The sequence below is a fragment of the Stenotrophomonas sp. FW305-3-2-15-E-LB1 genome (genome assembly GCF_058787375.1).
In genome coordinates this window covers 29,681-44,274 of record NZ_JBYSZR010000037.1, presented here as the reverse complement: position 1 = coordinate 44,274, position 14,594 = coordinate 29,681, and the positions used below count along the sequence as shown (strand labels likewise).

At 68.5% G+C, this 14,594-nt stretch carries 13 protein-coding genes; 4 read left to right on the top strand and 9 right to left on the bottom strand.

Annotated elements, in window-relative coordinates:
- Window positions 1-224 precede the first annotated feature (224 nt).
- Entirely contained in the window at window positions 225-1,010 is a 786-nt protein-coding gene (locus AC3WL7_RS19585; protein ID WP_492752600.1) for a hypothetical protein, read from the bottom strand.
- A 142-nt stretch (window positions 1,011-1,152) separates the two neighbouring features.
- Here AC3WL7_RS19585 and AC3WL7_RS19580 point away from each other — a divergent pair, with 142 nt between their 5' ends.
- On the top strand, window positions 1,153-1,554 hold the full coding sequence (locus AC3WL7_RS19580; RefSeq protein ID WP_200734538.1) for a hypothetical protein: 402 nt from the start codon (window positions 1,153-1,155) through the stop codon (window positions 1,552-1,554).
- A 309-nt stretch (window positions 1,555-1,863) separates the two neighbouring features.
- Here the strand turns inward: AC3WL7_RS19580 and AC3WL7_RS19575 are convergent, their stop codons facing one another.
- Complete coding sequence (locus tag AC3WL7_RS19575) at window positions 1,864-2,574, bottom strand: YceI family protein (RefSeq protein ID WP_079220406.1); 711 nt, start codon at window positions 2,572-2,574, stop codon at window positions 1,864-1,866.
- 83 nt (window positions 2,575-2,657) lie between these two features.
- Window positions 2,658-3,248, bottom strand: coding sequence for a malonic semialdehyde reductase (locus AC3WL7_RS19570; protein WP_079220405.1), 591 nt, complete (start codon window positions 3,246-3,248; stop codon window positions 2,658-2,660).
- 126 nt (window positions 3,249-3,374) lie between these two features.
- Here AC3WL7_RS19570 and AC3WL7_RS19565 point away from each other — a divergent pair, with 126 nt between their 5' ends.
- Together AC3WL7_RS19565 and AC3WL7_RS19560 are read left to right on the top strand one after the other, a co-directional pair.
- Window positions 3,375-4,334: a mitochondrial fission ELM1 family protein gene (locus tag AC3WL7_RS19565; RefSeq protein WP_492752598.1), complete on the top strand. Its 960-nt coding sequence runs from the start codon at window positions 3,375-3,377 to the stop codon at window positions 4,332-4,334.
- A gap of 134 nt (window positions 4,335-4,468) precedes the next feature.
- Window positions 4,469-5,032, top strand: coding sequence for a queuosine precursor transporter (locus tag AC3WL7_RS19560; RefSeq protein ID WP_492752596.1), 564 nt, complete (start codon window positions 4,469-4,471; stop codon window positions 5,030-5,032).
- Between the two features lie 484 nt (window positions 5,033-5,516).
- Here the strand turns inward: AC3WL7_RS19560 and glnE are convergent, their stop codons facing one another.
- On the bottom strand, window positions 5,517-8,312 hold the full coding sequence (gene glnE, locus AC3WL7_RS19555; RefSeq protein WP_492752595.1) for a bifunctional [glutamate--ammonia ligase]-adenylyl-L-tyrosine phosphorylase/[glutamate--ammonia-ligase] adenylyltransferase: 2,796 nt from the start codon (window positions 8,310-8,312) through the stop codon (window positions 5,517-5,519).
- Between the two features lie 379 nt (window positions 8,313-8,691).
- On the opposite strand from glnE, the gene scpC reads away from it, so the two are divergent.
- The gene (scpC, locus tag AC3WL7_RS19550; protein WP_492752594.1) at window positions 8,692-10,206 is read left to right on the top strand and encodes a succinyl-CoA:acetate CoA-transferase ScpC; all 1,515 of its coding nucleotides are present in this window, start codon (window positions 8,692-8,694) and stop codon (window positions 10,204-10,206) included.
- 65 nt (window positions 10,207-10,271) lie between these two features.
- Here the strand turns inward: scpC and hglS are convergent, their stop codons facing one another.
- The 5 genes from hglS to AC3WL7_RS19525 form a co-directional block, all read right to left on the bottom strand.
- Window positions 10,272-11,636 (bottom strand): 2-oxoadipate dioxygenase/decarboxylase HglS, encoded by a 1,365-nt coding sequence (hglS, locus tag AC3WL7_RS19545; protein WP_492752592.1) that lies wholly within the window; start codon window positions 11,634-11,636, stop codon window positions 10,272-10,274.
- Window positions 11,637-11,774: 138 nt separating this feature from the next.
- A complete protein-coding gene (locus tag AC3WL7_RS19540) occupies window positions 11,775-12,263 on the bottom strand; it encodes a hypothetical protein (protein WP_200733532.1) in 489 nt (162 codons plus the stop codon).
- Between the two features lie 31 nt (window positions 12,264-12,294).
- Window positions 12,295-13,047: an HAD family hydrolase gene (locus AC3WL7_RS19535; protein WP_079220397.1), complete on the bottom strand. Its 753-nt coding sequence runs from the start codon at window positions 13,045-13,047 to the stop codon at window positions 12,295-12,297.
- A gap of 123 nt (window positions 13,048-13,170) precedes the next feature.
- Window positions 13,171-13,575, bottom strand: a complete 405-nt coding sequence (locus tag AC3WL7_RS19530; RefSeq protein WP_079220396.1) for an EF-hand domain-containing protein — start codon at window positions 13,573-13,575, stop codon at window positions 13,171-13,173.
- Between the two features lie 227 nt (window positions 13,576-13,802).
- Window positions 13,803-14,174, bottom strand: a complete 372-nt coding sequence (locus AC3WL7_RS19525) for a hypothetical protein (protein ID WP_108745791.1) — start codon at window positions 14,172-14,174, stop codon at window positions 13,803-13,805.
- Window positions 14,175-14,594 lie beyond the last annotated feature (420 nt).

The window sequence follows — 14,594 nt, the reverse complement described above, 5'->3', positions numbered from 1 at the left end:
CGCACTGCCTGCCCTGTAGAGCCGAGCCCATGCTCGGCTGCTTCACCGCCAAGCCGAGCATCGGCTCGGCTCTACAACGGCGGCGCTACCCGGCGCACCCGGACGAAACCGACGGCGATTGATGTCGCTTGGGGTAGGTGCGGACCGTTGGTCCGCACTGCCTGCCCTGTAGAGCCGAGCCCATGCTCGGCTGCTTCACCGCCAAGCCGAGCATCGGCTCGGCTCTACAAGGGCGGCGCTACCCGGCGCACCCAGCCAAACCGGTGCGCGGCCCAGATCTCCAGCCCCATCAGCAGCACGATGGCCAGCCACGGCAGCAACAGCCCGAAGTACACGCCGGGCATCATGCCGTTGATCTGCGCCTTGACCAGCCGCACCACGCCGCGCGTGTGCAGCAGCTCGTCCACCTGCATGGTCAGCGCCTCGCGCACGACCTTGGGCTCCACGCCCACCACGCCGGCCTTGTCCGCCAGGGTGTCTTCCACCAGGCCGCGCAGCACGCCTTCACGCACCTTGCCGATGACCCAGCCGCTGGCGCGCCCCACCCGGCCCTCGCCCAGGCGGTCGGCCATCGGCAGCGGGTGTTCGCTGAGGTAGGCCGACGCCACTGCATCGGCGATATCCCCCACCGTGCCCTGGCTGCGCAGCGCCTCGCGCATGCGCGGGTCATCCAGCGAATCGGTGAAGCCGTGGCTCCACGTGCCCACCAGGGTCTGCAGGTGCGGCTGGAAGTGGTCCAGCTGCTTGAGCAGCGCGCGGTGCGCACCGGCGGTGAACCCCAACTGCAGGCCGAAGAAGGCCGTGCCCAACGGCAGCAGCACCATGTAGCTGGCCAGCAGCCAGTGGTGCCAGCGCCGTTGCCGGTGCAGCCAGTGGCGGCGATGCAGGGCATACCAGAGGCCCAGGCCGGCCAGCAGCCCCAGCAACGTGCCCAGCACGCTGCCCAGGGCCAGGTCGAACACGCTCAACCCGGCCCAGAATTCGTTCAACCAATACTGTGCTTCCTGCATGGTGTTGCCTTCCGTGGTGTGAAACAGCGGTCCATTGTAGGGCCGCGCCGATGCTCGGCTGCTTTGGGCTCGGCGCTGCAGGAACGCGTTGCAACGTTCTCTGCCACAATCGCGCTCCTTTCCTGCACCTGTGAGGCCCTCCATGGGCAAACTGACCCTGGCCGGCGTCGACAAGCTGCGCACCCGCCTCGCCGATGACGCGGCCTGCGATACGGCCCTGGCCGCCTTCGCCGACCCGGCCGCCCTGCGCGCGCCGCTGCGCGAGCTGCTGGAAGCCGAGCACCGTTTCCTGCAGGCCGAGTTCGAAGTGGCGCAGGTGGCCGACATCCTGCGCCGCGACCAGAAGTACGCGCCGGCGGGGCGCCCGTCGGTGCATATCGTGCAGCTGCGCAAGCAGCAGGCGGCTACCAAGCAGGCCGCGCTGATTGCCCGCAACGTGGTGGCCCAGGCCGCACAGACCTTCGCGCGCGCCAGCGGCATGACGGTGAAGGCCAAGCAGAGCCCGAGCGAAGCGTGTGCAGCCTGGCTGGTGGCGCTGCGCTGAGGGCGGTAGTGCCGGCCGCTGGCCGGCAGGATTGCGGATATCCCGGCGGGGTTACGGAAACAACGACGGGGTAGAGTCGACTGTCAGTCGACTAACGCGCGCAGCGCGGGATCTTGGCGCACTGCGAAGAGCAGTCGACTGACAGTCGACTCTACCGAAAGCAGGTTTCCGTGCAGGCCCGCCCCAAAGCAGGTTTCCGCGCAGCCCCGACGGAAAGCGGGTTCCCGCCCAGGCCCATCCCCCCCAAAAAAAAGAAGGCCCGCTTTTCAGCGGGCCTTCTGCCTTCTCACGACGAGTGAGCGGGTTACATCAAGCAGCCGGCTTTTCGCCAGTCGCTTCGGTGGTGATGCGAATGTTCACTTCATCGCTGACGTTCGGGGCGTAGGCGCCGACGCCGAAATCGCTGCGCTTCAGGGTGGTGGTTGCATCGAAGCCGGCAGCCGGGACCTTGGCCATCGGGTGCTCGCCGCCGCCGTTGACGGTGACGTCCAGGGTGACCGGCTTGGTGATGCCCTTGATGGTCAGGTCGCCGGTGACGGTCAGCTTGTTGGTGCCGGCCGCTTCAACCTTGGTGCTCTTGAAAGTGGCATCGGCAAACTTGGCGGCGTCGAAGAAATCGGCGCTCTTCAGGTGTTCGTCGAACTTGGCGGTGAAGCTGTTCAGGCCGCTCAGCGGCAGCTTCACTTCCACGGTGGACTTGGTCACGTCGGCGGCGTCGTACACCAGGGTGCCTTCGGCGTTGCCGAAGTGCGCGCTCGGGTGCGAGAAGCCGAAGTGGCTCCACTGGGCCAGCACGTCGGTGTGGCTCGGGTCGAGCTTGTAGGTGCCCGAGGCGATCTGGATCGCTTCGGCGGCCGGGGCGGCGGCAGCAGCGTCAGCCGACGGAGTGGCGGCAGCCTGCTCGGTGGCCGCCGGGGCGGCAGCATCGGCGGCCGGGGCAGCGGTGTCGGCCGGCTTGGAGCAGGCGGCGATGGCCAGGGTCAGGGCCAGCGGCAGCAGCAGTTTACGGGTGGCGCTCATCTGAGGAACTCTCCGGAATCGTAGGGTGGGTACACGGTGCAGCAGAGGCCGCCAAGGCGGCGGCCCGAAACCGATACAGCGACTTACGCGATGCGCGCCGCTTCGTCGAACGACAGGCGCGGCAGACGGGGGAACAGGCCCGAGGGGTCACCGTACCCCAGGTTGACCAGGAAATTCGACTTGATGTTGGTGCCGGCGAAGAAGGCTTCGTCGACCTTGGCATTGTCGAAGCCGGACATCGGGCCGGCATCCAGGCCCAGCGCGCGGGCGGCCAGGATCAGGTAGGCGCCCTGCAGGCTGCCATTGCGGAACGCGCCTTCGTGGCGGCCTTCACGCGGGCCGTCGAACCAGGCCTTGGCATCGGTGTGCGGGAACAGGTACGGCAGCTTTTCGTGGAAATCCTGGTCGAAGGCGACAATCACGGTGACCGGGGCGGCCAGGGTCTTGTCGTGGTTGCCTTCGGACAGCGCCGGGGCCAGCTTGGCCTTGGCTTCAGCCGACTTCACGAACACGAAGCGCGCCGGGCTGCCATTGGCGGCGGTCGGGCCCCACTTCACCAGCTCGTACAGGGCGTGCAGCTGGGCGTCTTCCACGGGCGTGTCGAGGAAGGCGTTCTGGGTACGGGCAGTGCGGAACAGCTGGTCCAGTGCAGCAGCGTCGAGCGCGTGGGACATCGGTGGATCTCCAGGGCAACAAAAGGGAGTGAGTGCCCGCGGGCGACCCGGGGCGAAACGACGATCAGGAGTGTAGAGTGTCGCGACTGTTGCAACACCCAGCAGGGCTGAAACGAATTAATGCCAATGGTGAAACGATCGAGCGCGCCGTGGACGGTCACTGACGGCCGTGCCGGCAATGTCCGCCAGGCGGTCGCGCTGGCCTCGGCGCTGCGCCAAGGCACCCACCGCCCACTGGTCCTGCAGCCCCGTGCGCCGTGGCGCTGGCTCTCGCCGCGGCGCCTGCCCGGGGATGTGAACGGCTACGGCGAGGACTTCGCCGAACTGGCCGCGCAGGCCCCGGCGCTGGCGATCGGCTGTGGCCGCCAGGCCGCCGGTGCGCTGCGCGTACTGCGTGCGCGCGGCAGCCGCACGGTGCAGATCCTCGACCCGCGCCTGCCCTCGCGCCATTGGGATCTGGTGGTGGTGCCCGAACACGATGCCCTGCGTGGCAGCAACGTGCTGACCCTGGTGGGCAGCCTGAACCCGGTGGACGATGACTGGCTGGCCTGGGGCCGTGCCGCCTTTGCCGGTTTCAGCACCCTGCCCGGCCCCCGCACCGCGCTGCTGGTGGGCGGGCCGACGCCGCTGGCGCCGTGGGACGAGGCGGCGATGGTGGCCGTGTTCGACGCACTGGCCGAGCAGATCCGCAGCGAAGGCGGCAGCCTGCTGGCCACCACCTCGCGGCGCACGCCGCCGGCGCTGGCCGAGATCCTGCGCGCAAAGTTCGCGCATCTGCCGCATGTCATCTGGGGCGACGGCGGCGACGGCGTGAACCCGTATGCCGGCCTGCTGGGCTGGGCCAACCGGGTGGTGGTATCGCCGGATTCGGTGAACCTGCTCTCTGAAGCCAGCGCCACGCGCATGCCGGTGATGGTGGCCCTGGCCGGCACTGCGCAGGGGCGGCTGGCCCGCTTCCAGCGCCAGCTGCATGAACGCGGGCGGCTGCAGGCGCGCTGGCTGGACTGGCAGTACGACCGCATCGAGCCGCTGCGCGAAACCGCGCGGGTGGCGGCGGAAGTGCACGCGCGCCTCACCCTCGGGTAGCGCCGGGCCACGCCCGGCGGCCCTTTACCGCCAACCGCCGGGCATGGCCCGGCGCTACCAGGTTACGGGCGGTTTGGGCTTTGCCGGCCACCGGGCGGATAATGGACGATTCCCTCGTCCTCCCCTGGCTCGCCATGTCCGTGCGTCCTGACCCTGTGTTTGCCCCGCTGACCCCGCGCGCGCTCGTGCTGGCAGTGCTGGCCATGGGCGCGGTGGTGCTGCTGTCCAACGTGCTGGTGCAGTACCCCATCAACGACTGGCTGACCTGGGGCGCGTTCAGCTACCCGGTGGCGTTCCTGGTGAGCAACCTGATCAACCGCCGCTTCGGCCCGGGCCCGGCCCGCCGGGTGGCGTGGATCGGTTTCCTGGTGGCAGTGGTGCTGTCGGTGTGGGTGGCGACCCCGCGCATCGCCATTGCCTCGTGCTCGGCGTTCATCGTGGCCCAGCTGCTGGACATCACGGTCTTCGACCGCCTGCGCCGTGGCAGCTGGTGGCGCGCACCGATGGTGGCCACCACCTGCAGCGCGACGGTGGACACCACGATCTTCTGGTCGATCGCCTTCGCCGGTTCTGCGCTGCCGTGGGTGAGCTGGGCCGCAGGCGACCTGGCGGTGAAGCTGGCCATCGGCGTGTGCCTGCTGGCACCGTTCCGCGCGTTGCTGTGGAAGATGGCACCGCTGCGCAGCGAGATGCGCTGAGCCCCGGTAGGTGCCGAACATTGCCCTGGTGGGTGCCGACCAACAGCGGGGCATCGCCCGACCATTGCCCTGGTGGGTGCCGACCAACAGCGGGGCATCGCCCGACCATTGCCCTGGTCGGTGCCGACCAACAGCAGGGCATCGCCCGGCCATTGCTCCGGTGGGTGCCGACCGTTGGTCGGCACGATCCTTCAGGGTTCCTCGCAGCTGACAGAGTGTGCCGACCAACAGCGGGGCATCCCCCGACCATCGCTCCGGTGGGTGCCGACCGTTGGTCGGCACGATCCTTCTGGGTTCATTGCAGCTGACAGAGTGTGCCGACCAACAGCGGGGCATCGCCCGACCATCGCTCCGGTGGGTGCCGACCGTTGGTCGGCACGATCCTTCTGGGTTCATCGCGGCTGACAGAGTGTGCCGACCAACGGTCGGCACCTACCAACAGCGGGGCATCGCCCGACCAACGGTCGGCACCTACCAAAGCAGTTCAGCCGAACGGCAGTTCCGCGGCCACGCAGGCGGCACTGATCGCTGCACACGCGTCATCAATCGCAGGCGTAGTGGCTGCCAGCCGTGGGCGGCGGTCCAGCGTGCAGGCCAGGCCGACATCCAGCAGGGTGGCGTGCGCGCCCTGCAGCGCACGTGCGGTGTCTTCGGGCAGGAATCCTGCCGCCGCCAGTGCGTCGATCAACGACGGCGTGTCGCGCGGTTCCAGCAGCGCCGCCACCTGCGCGCTGCGTGCCAGCACGCCGGTCTGCAGCAGGAATTCCAGATCCACCACGCCACCGGCGCCCTGCTTCAGGTCCAGGCGTGCGGCATCGCTGCGGTCCAGTTCGGTGCGCATGCGCCCGCGCATCTTCAGCACGTCGGCATACAGGGTGGCGTGGTCGCGTTCACGGCCCAGTGTCTGTGCGCGCACCTGTTCGAAATCGGCCAGCAGGCTGGCATCGCCGGCCACGCCGCGTGCGCGCACCAGGGCCTGGTGTTCCCAGGTCCAGGCGCGTTCGCGCTGGTAGTCGGTGTAGCTGGCCAGCGAGGACACCAGCGATCCCTTGCCGCCATCCGGGCGCAGGCGCACGTCGATGTCGTACAGGCGGCCGGCGGCGGTGACCGCGCCCAGCAGGGCCATCACCTTCTGCGCCAGGCGAGCGTACCAGCGGCCCGGTTCCAGCGGGCGGGCGCCATCGCTGGCTTCCACGCCGGCCGGATGGTCGTGCAGGAACACCAGATCCAGATCGGAACCGAAGCCCAGCTCCAGCCCACCCAGGCTGCCGTAGCCAATGATCGCGAAGCGCCCGCCCGGCACGGCACCGTGCGCGGCCTGCATGTCCGCCTCGGCCAGCTTGAGCACGGTGATGACCACCGCCTGCGCCAGCTCGGCCAGCTGGCGGGTGCTGTCCACCGCGCCCTGGCGGCCGTCCAGCGTGGCCATCGCCATGCGGAAGCTGAGCGCAAGCCGCGTTTCATTGAGCCAGCGCAGCTGCGATTCGGGATCCTCGACCGGCAGCACCTGCTGGCACTCGGCCAGCATGCCGGCGAAATCGGGCATCGGCCCGGACACGCGCACGTCCAGCAGTTCGTCCAGCAGCAGGGGGTACGCCGCCAGGCGTTCGGCCAGCAGCGCGCTGCGCGCCAGCACGTCTACCAGCCGCGCCAGGGCGCTGGGTTGCTCGTCCAGCAGCGCCAGGTAGCTGGTTCGGCGCAGCACGGCCTGCAACAGGCCGAGCACGCGCTTGAGGGCGGCATCAGGCTGCGGCGAGCGCGTGGCCGCATGCAGCAGCGCCGGCAGCACGCGGTCCAGGCGCGCACGCGCGGCATCGGACAGTGACTTCACGCCGGTGCTCTGGGCGAAATCACGCAGCGACTGGTCGGCACCGTTGGCATCGAGGAAACCGGCTTCGGCCAGCAGTTCGGCGTTGCTGCCGTCGGGCAGGCTGCGCCAGTAGCTGGCCAGCGCATCGGGGGCGGCCTGGCCCTTGCGCGGGGCCAGCAGCGCGGCAAATTCGGTGCTGACCCGCTGCTGCTGCACAGCCAGGGCCGCGCGCAGTTCATCCCAATCGCCATAGCCCAGGCCGAGGGCGATGCGCTGGCGGTCCAGCGGGTCGCTGGGCAGCACGTGGGTCTGTGCATCGCGCAGCATCTGCAGGCGGTTTTCCAGGCGGCGCAGGAACAGGTAGGCCTCGCGCAGCGCGGCACCATCGTCCGCTGCAATCTGGCCGGCATTGACCAGCGCCTGCAGGGCCACCAGCAGGCGCCGCTCGCGCAGCACCGGCTCGCGCCCGGCGCGGATCAGCTGCAGGGCCTGGCAGAGGAATTCGATTTCGCGGATGCCGCCGGCGCCGCGCTTGATGTCTTCGTGCAGTTCGCGGCGGGCGACCTCGGCGGTGATCGCCGCCTTCATCTCGCGCAGGCCGTCGAGCGCGGTGAAATCCAGGTAGCGGCGGTAGACGAACGGGCGCAGGGTCTGCAGCCACGCTTCGCCGGCGGCGATATCACCGGCCACCGCGCGCGCCTTCAGCCAGGCATAGCGTTCCCAGTCGCGGCCCTCGCGCTGGAAGTACTGGTCCATCGCCGCGAACGACAGCGCGACGCGGCCGGCGCTGCCGAACGGGCGCAGGCGCAGGTCGACGCGGTGGCTGAAGCCATCGACGGTGGTTTCATCCAGGAGCTTGGCCAGGCGCTGGCCGAGGCGGGCGAAGTATTCCTCGGCGGCCAGCGGGCGCGGGCCGTCGGATTCGCCACCCTGCGGGTAGGCGTAGACCAGATCGATATCGGAACTGAAGTTGAGCTCGCCACCGCCCAGCTTGCCCAGGCCGAATACCACCAGCTGCATGGGCTGGCCGTGGTCATCGCGGATGACCCCGTGGCGCTGGGCGAATTCCTGTTGCAGGGCCTCCAGCGCCAGGCGCAGGCAGTCCTCGGCCAGGGTGGTGGCGCCGGCCAGGGTCTGCGGCACGTCATCCAGGCCGGCCAGATCGCGCCAGACCAGGCGGGTGGACATGGCCGCACGCCAGCGCCGCAGCTGCGCCGGCCAGTCGCTGGGCTGCTGCGGGTCGAGCACCGGCGCCGGCAGCGGCGGGCAGCCCGGCTGCGCCAGATGGGCCAGCAGCGCCGGCTGGCGCACGAGGGTGTCCAGGGCGAAGTCGCTGGCCACCGCCAGGCGCGCCAGTGGCGGCTGCAGCTCGGCGGGGATGGGCCCGGGCAGGACGTGGGCCAGGCGCGCCAGGGCGCGGTCGACCAGGGGCTGCAGGGTGGCGGGCAGTTCAGCGGGGGCGAAGGTCATGGGTCGATTGTATCGACCCGGCCGGGGCACAACGGACCCGGTAGTGCCGGCCGCTGGCCGGCAGGGGTGCGCAGGTTGCCGGTTGCGGGTTGCCGGCCAGCGGCCGGCACTACCGATAGAGCATGCCCGCATTCAGTTTGGGCATCAGGCAATAAAAAAGCCCGCTTGCAGCGAACTGCCAGCGGGCTCTGCTCCCTCCCCCACGTCGGGATGCAGGGCCATCCTGCGGGCTGCGGAAGGACATTGCACGCTGCACTGCAAAACAGAACTGGTGGGTATGGTAGCCCGCAGCCCGGAAAAGCCATTCCACGAAGGTAGAACGCCCCGTACGCCGGGGGATGGCCGATAATCGGGATTCCCCCCTGAAACACGTGTCGTCATGTCTGTTGATCGCATCGCCAACGCGCGTCTCCGTGACCGCGTGGTCTCCGCCGAGGCCGCAGCCGCGCTGATCCAGCCCGGTGAAACCGTCGCCATGAGTGGCTTCACTGGTTCCGGCTACCCCAAGGCCGTTCCCGTGGAACTGGCCCGCCGCATCGAAGCGGTGCACGCCCAGGGCCTGCCCTTCCAGATCAGTCTGATGACCGGCGCCTCCACCGCGCCGGAACTCGATGGTGCGCTGGCCAAGGCCGATGGCATCGCCATGCGCATGCCGTTCCAGAGCGACCCGGATGCGCGCAACCGCATCAACGAGGGCAAGCTGGATTACATCGACATCCACCTCAGCCACGTCGCCCAGCACGTGTGGTTCGGCTTCTACGGCGAGATCGATACTGCGGTGATCGAAGTCTCGGCCATCCGCGAGGACGGTTCGCTGGTGCCCTCCACTTCGGTGGGCAACAACAAGACCTGGCTGGACCTGGCCAAGAAGGTGATCGTCGAGGTCAACGAATGGCAGCCGGCCGGCGTCGACGGCATGCATGACATCTACTACGGCACCGCGCTGCCGCCGCACCGCAAGCCGATTCCGCTGGTGAACGCCAACGACCGCATCGGCGATACCGCGCTGCGCTGCGACCCGGACAAGATCGTGGCGGTGGTGCGCACCAACGGCCCGGACCGCAACAGCCCCTTCAGCCCCATCGATGCGACCAGCGAACAGATCGCCTCGCACCTGATCGAGTTCCTCAAGCACGAGGTGAAGAAGGGCCGCCTGCCGCCGAACCTGCTGCCGCTGCAGTCGGGCGTGGGCAATATTCCCAACGCGGTACTGGCGGGCTTGGCCAAGAGCGGTTTCCGCGATCTGGCCGCGTTCACCGAAGTCATCCAGGACGGCATGCTCGATCTGCTGCGCGACGGCGTGCTGAGCTATGCCTCGTGCACCGGCTTCGCGCTGAGTCCGCAGGCCAACGAGACGTTCAAGGAACACATCGATTTCTACCGCGAACGCATCATCATGCGCACGCAGGAAATCTCCAACCACCCGGAACTGGTGCGTCGCCTGGGCTGCATCGGCATGAACGGCATGATCGAAGTGGACATCTACGGCAACGTCAATTCGACGCACGTGATGGGCACGCGGATCATGAACGGCATTGGCGGTTCGGGTGACTTCGCCCGCAATGGTTTCCTGTCGGCCTTCCTCAGCCCGTCCACGGCGAAGAACGGCACGATTTCGGCGATTACGCCGATGGTGAGCCATGTCGACCACACCGAGCACGACGTGTCGGTGATCGTGACCGAGCAGGGCCTGGCCGACCTGCGCGGGCTGACCCCGCGCAAGCGCGCGCAGGTGCTGATCGACAACTGCGCGCACCCGGATTTCCGCCCGCAGCTGCAGGACTACTTCGACCGTGCCAGCCGCGAAAGCTACGGCAAGCACACCCCGCACCTGCTGCCCGAAGCGCTGTCGTGGCACCAGCGTTGGCTGGATACCGGCACGATGAAGGGCTGATTGCCAGGGGTAGTGCCGGCCGCTGGCCGGCACCATCAACAGCCGGCCAGCGGCCGGCTCTACCCTCAAACGGCGCGCAACGCCGCCAGCGATTCGGCCTGCAGCCGCTCGTAGATCTCGAACTCGTCGTTCACCGCCACGCCCATCGCCTGCTCGAACGCTTCGCGGTTGGCGTGCGCGGCATAGGCACGCTGCTCTTCGCCGCCCAGGTTGGACTGGAAGATGCCCGCGGCGCTGACCGGCAGGAAATCCTCGTAGACGATCGGGTCGGCCGTGGCCAGGCCGGCGGCCACCAGCACTTCGGCCGGCAGATCGGCCACGCGTTCCGGCGCGGCGCGGCCGGCCTCGGTCAGCTGGTAACGGTAATAGCCCAGCCCTTCCTGGCGCAGGGTGTCGTGGTCATCCGGGAAGCTGGCAAACACCGCCTGCAGGCGCTGGCCGTAGTCACCGCCGGTGCTGCCTTCGCCGCCGGCATCGCGGGCCTGCGACAACAGCTGGTCGTACAGCGCGCGGCCCTTCGGGGTCAGGGCCAGGCCACGCTGCTCGATCTCGCCGAAGCGCGCGGTATGCGTGCCGGCCGCGCCGCCTTCACCGCCCGGGAAATGCACCGCCTCTTCCAGCGCCTTGAAGCTGGTCTGCCGCAGCAGGATCGGGCAGGCGCGGCGCGGCGGGCCTTCGATGACTGCCTTGGCCGCCATGCCGTGCTCGATCATCGCCGCCTGAGCGGCATCGATATCCAGCGTGCGCGGGGTGAGGTGGTTGATGTGCGGGCCACGGAAGCTGACCACGTCGGCCACCAGCCGGTGCGCATCGTGCAGCGCGTGGTAGGTGGGCAGGTCGACCGTGGCATCGCCATGCCAGCGGAAGGTTTCCAGTGCCTCGGCAACGAAGCGCTCGGCATCGGCCTGCGACAGGCCACCGTCACGCTCGGCCTGGTCGATCAGCGCCAGCGCGCCCTCGGTGAAGATGCGGCGGCGTTCGAGGATGCGCGCGGACTCGGCGCGCAGGGTTTCGTCTTCGATCAGCTCCAGGCGCAGCAGCGAGGTGAACACGCGGAACGGGTTCTGCGCCAGCGCCGCGCCGGTGAGCGGGCGGAAGGCCGTGGAATGCACCGGCACGCCGGCCACCGACAGGTCGTAGTAGGCGACCGGGAACATGCCCATCACCGCGAACAGGCGGCGCAGCGTGGCCAGCTCCTGCGCGGTGCCGACGCGGATCGCGCCGTGGCGCTCTTCGTCCAGGCGTGCGCGCTCGTCGTTGCGCTGCAGCTGCGCGGCCAGCGCCGGGTCCTGGGCAAGCACCTGTGCGTTGATCCGCTCCACCAGTTCCACCAGCGTGCCGTACAGCGGCACTTCGGTGCGGTACATGCGGGACATGGCCTGGGCGAACAGGCGGCGGATCACATCAGGCGAAACGAAAGAGGCGCTCATCAGTCACTCGAATGCGGGAACGGGGAACGGCAAGGGCCGTATTGTCGCCGCCGCTCGCCGGGAACACCATCGGTAGCGCCGGGCCATGCCTGGCGAACTCCGGGGCCGCGCGTCGCGCTCGCCGGGCATGGCCCGGCGCTACCGCTTGAGCTGGCGCTTCAGGGTGGCATCGAGGGTGATCGGCCGGTCCCAGTGCTCGTAGCTGGCCACGATGGCGTGGCGCACCGCGCGGACATGCAGATTGTCCGGCTTCACCGGCATCCGCGTGACCACCGCCTCCCAGCCCCCTTCCGGGTTCTGGCTGAAGGCACGCACGCTGTCGCGGCAGGTCTGGCCGCTGGCCTTGGCCCAGAAGCAGGCGAAGTAGATATCGCCGGCCTGCCAGCCGTGGGTGGTGAACAGCGCGCTGACATAACCGCGCGGCACATTGGCGTAGCGCGATACCTCATCGAGGAAGGCATCGGGGTAACGCTCGGCGTAGTGGTTGATGTCCTGCAGCTGGGCATCCAGCCAACGGTCACCGGTTTCCACCGTGTAGGCCGCCGAACGTTCGGCGGTCTGCTGGGCCAGCACGGTGGCTGGCGCCAGCAACAGGAGCGACAGCAGCAGGGTCGGAAAGCGCTTCATGCCCCGATTCTGCCGCAGCCGCCGGGCCCTGTCAGGCCGCTGCAGCGGCCTTGGCCTCGATCGCGGCCAGCGCGGCCGGCCAATCCCAGGCGGTATCGGCGGTGACCATGCGCGGTTCGTCGTCGGCCACGCCATGCTGGGTTTCATGCGCCCAGGTGACCGCGTACGGGGTGTGGATGCCCCAGCCGCCGAGGGTGACCACCGGCTCGATATCCGAGCGCAGCGAGTTGCCGACCATCACGAACTGCTGCATCGGCAGGTCGAATTCGGCCAGCACGCGGGCGTAGGTTTCCGGGTCCTTTTCCGAGACGATCTCGATGCGCGGGAACAGCTCGCGCAGGTTGGCCACGTTGATCTTGGCTTCCTGGTGGAACAGGTCGCCCTTGGTGATCAGCACCACCGGGTACTGCTCGGCGATGGCCGCCACCGACTCGCGCACGCCATCGATGAGATCGACCGGGTGGCGCAGGGTGTCATGGCCGATGTCCAGCATGCGCTGGATGTCCTTGGCGTCGATGCGCTGGCCGGTGATGTCGATGGCCGCTTCGATCATCGACAGGACCATGCCCTTCACGCCGTAGCCGAACACGGCCAGGTTGCGCTGCTGCACTTCCAGCAGGTGGCGGGCGGTCTGGGTGTCGTGCACATCGACGTAGCGCGACAGCAGGTCCAGGTAATCCTGCTCGGCCTTGCGGTAGTAGTCCTCGCTCTTCCACAGCGTGTCGTCACCGTCAAAACCGACCAGGCCGATGGCGCGCGAGCGAGCAGGCGTGGAGGCGTTCATGCGACAAGGATACAGCGCTGGCGAAGGCAACAAAAACCCGGGCGGCCAACGCCGCCCGGGCCCCATGCACCGGTTGCCCCGAACGCAACCGGATCCGTTCAACCGGTTCTGGTCAGGCGGCGATCAGTTGCCACCGCCGGCACCCGCACCCGCCTGCTGGGCGGCCACGAACGCCTTGTACTCGTCGGCGCTGAGCTCGCCGTCCTTGTTGGTGTCGGCCTGGTCGAACACCTGGGCCAGGCCCGCGTTCACCTGTGCCTCGGACTTGCTGATGGTGCCGTTGCCATCGGTATCGATGCTGGCCCAGGTCTGGCCGCCGCCACTGGCCTGTGCCTGCGCCGATGCAGCCGCACTGGAGGCCTGGTCAGCCGCCTGGCCCGCCTGGGCCGCGGACTGCTGTGCCTGCGCCGCCTGATTCTGTGCCTGGGCTGCCTGCTGCTGGGCGGTCTGCGCCATGGCCGGGACGGCCAGCACACTGCCGGCGGCAACGATCAGGGCGAGCAGGGGCTTGCGGTTGCGAATAGTCATCAGGTGGATCTCCTTTGGGTGGTGGAGCGCGGGGTGTTGTCTCCGCACGGCACCTACCCTGCCACCGCGTTTCTGAATCGATTTTGGGCTGCAACCGGCGTGAATACACCCCATTAACCACTCGTCCCGACGCATGCGTTAGCGCGGTGGTTAGGGCAAAGTGAGCGGTCCATAAGGCGAGCATTCAGCGCGGCCGGATTTAACCGGCACGCAACGAAAAACCTGCGTCAATCGACGTTCTGTGCAGATGACCGCGAACTGAACAACAGCCATCCCAATGCAACACCGGAGAGCGCACCGGCGATTTCCAGCACCACGCGGCTGCCCAGTTCGTTGGGGTCGTGGATGGTGGAGAGGAAGATGCGCGCATACAGCGGTGATTCCAGCCGCACGATGCCCATGTAGAACAGCTTCCACATATCGATGCCGGCGGAGATGGCCACCGCGAACACGCAGGCCCAGCCGATGGCATGGCCCATGGACCAGCGGAAGACGCGGCACAGGTGATGCCAGAGGAAGTACACCAGCAGCCCGACCAGCAGGGCGATGGCACCGGCTTCGAGCGAGCCGAGCAGGCCGAAGTGCAGCGGAAGGTTCATGCGGGTGGGCAGTTGGGAGGCGGTAGTGAGTGTAAGGGTATCGGCAGGGCTTGCAGCCCTGCACCTGCTGCAATCAACGTCAACGTCAAAAGCCAAAGCGGCATTCCGTGGGATGGCGGGGCACTGTGGGTTTGCGGGGACGCCGTGAACCCCCAGGCCGGCCCAGCCGCTGGCGGCTGTGCGTTCGGGCGCTTGCGAAGCAGTGCTTCGCAAGCAAAGCGCCCTCACCCATGGGGGCTTGGTCGCCGCATCCATGCGGCTCACACCCCGCAAACCCACAGTGCCCCGCCTTCGACAGTTGGCCGGCGGCTGTTGGTGGGTGCCGACCGTTAGTCGGCACATCTGTGGGATATCGAATGAATTCATCCACGCATGGCGTGGCTCTACTGGTAACGGCGGCTTTTGGTAGGTGTCGACCTT

Coding starts and splice junctions, on each gene's coding strand:
- AC3WL7_RS19585 (WP_492752600.1), bottom strand. CDS start 1,010: ATGCAGGAAGCACAGTATTGGTTGAACGAATTCTGGGCCGGGTTGAGC.
- AC3WL7_RS19580 (WP_200734538.1), top strand. CDS start 1,153: ATGGGCAAACTGACCCTGGCCGGCGTCGACAAGCTGCGCACCCGCCTC.
- AC3WL7_RS19575 (WP_079220406.1), bottom strand. CDS start 2,574: ATGAGCGCCACCCGTAAACTGCTGCTGCCGCTGGCCCTGACCCTGGCC.
- AC3WL7_RS19570 (WP_079220405.1), bottom strand. CDS start 3,248: ATGTCCCACGCGCTCGACGCTGCTGCACTGGACCAGCTGTTCCGCACT.
- AC3WL7_RS19565 (WP_492752598.1), top strand. CDS start 3,375: ATGGTGAAACGATCGAGCGCGCCGTGGACGGTCACTGACGGCCGTGCC.
- AC3WL7_RS19560 (WP_492752596.1), top strand. CDS start 4,469: ATGTCCGTGCGTCCTGACCCTGTGTTTGCCCCGCTGACCCCGCGCGCG.
- glnE (WP_492752595.1), bottom strand. CDS start 8,312: ATGACCTTCGCCCCCGCTGAACTGCCCGCCACCCTGCAGCCCCTGGTC.
- scpC (WP_492752594.1), top strand. CDS start 8,692: ATGTCTGTTGATCGCATCGCCAACGCGCGTCTCCGTGACCGCGTGGTC.
- hglS (WP_492752592.1), bottom strand. CDS start 11,636: ATGAGCGCCTCTTTCGTTTCGCCTGATGTGATCCGCCGCCTGTTCGCC.
- AC3WL7_RS19540 (WP_200733532.1), bottom strand. CDS start 12,263: ATGAAGCGCTTTCCGACCCTGCTGCTGTCGCTCCTGTTGCTGGCGCCA.
- AC3WL7_RS19535 (WP_079220397.1), bottom strand. CDS start 13,047: ATGAACGCCTCCACGCCTGCTCGCTCGCGCGCCATCGGCCTGGTCGGT.
- AC3WL7_RS19530 (WP_079220396.1), bottom strand. CDS start 13,575: ATGACTATTCGCAACCGCAAGCCCCTGCTCGCCCTGATCGTTGCCGCC.
- AC3WL7_RS19525 (WP_108745791.1), bottom strand. CDS start 14,174: ATGAACCTTCCGCTGCACTTCGGCCTGCTCGGCTCGCTCGAAGCCGGT.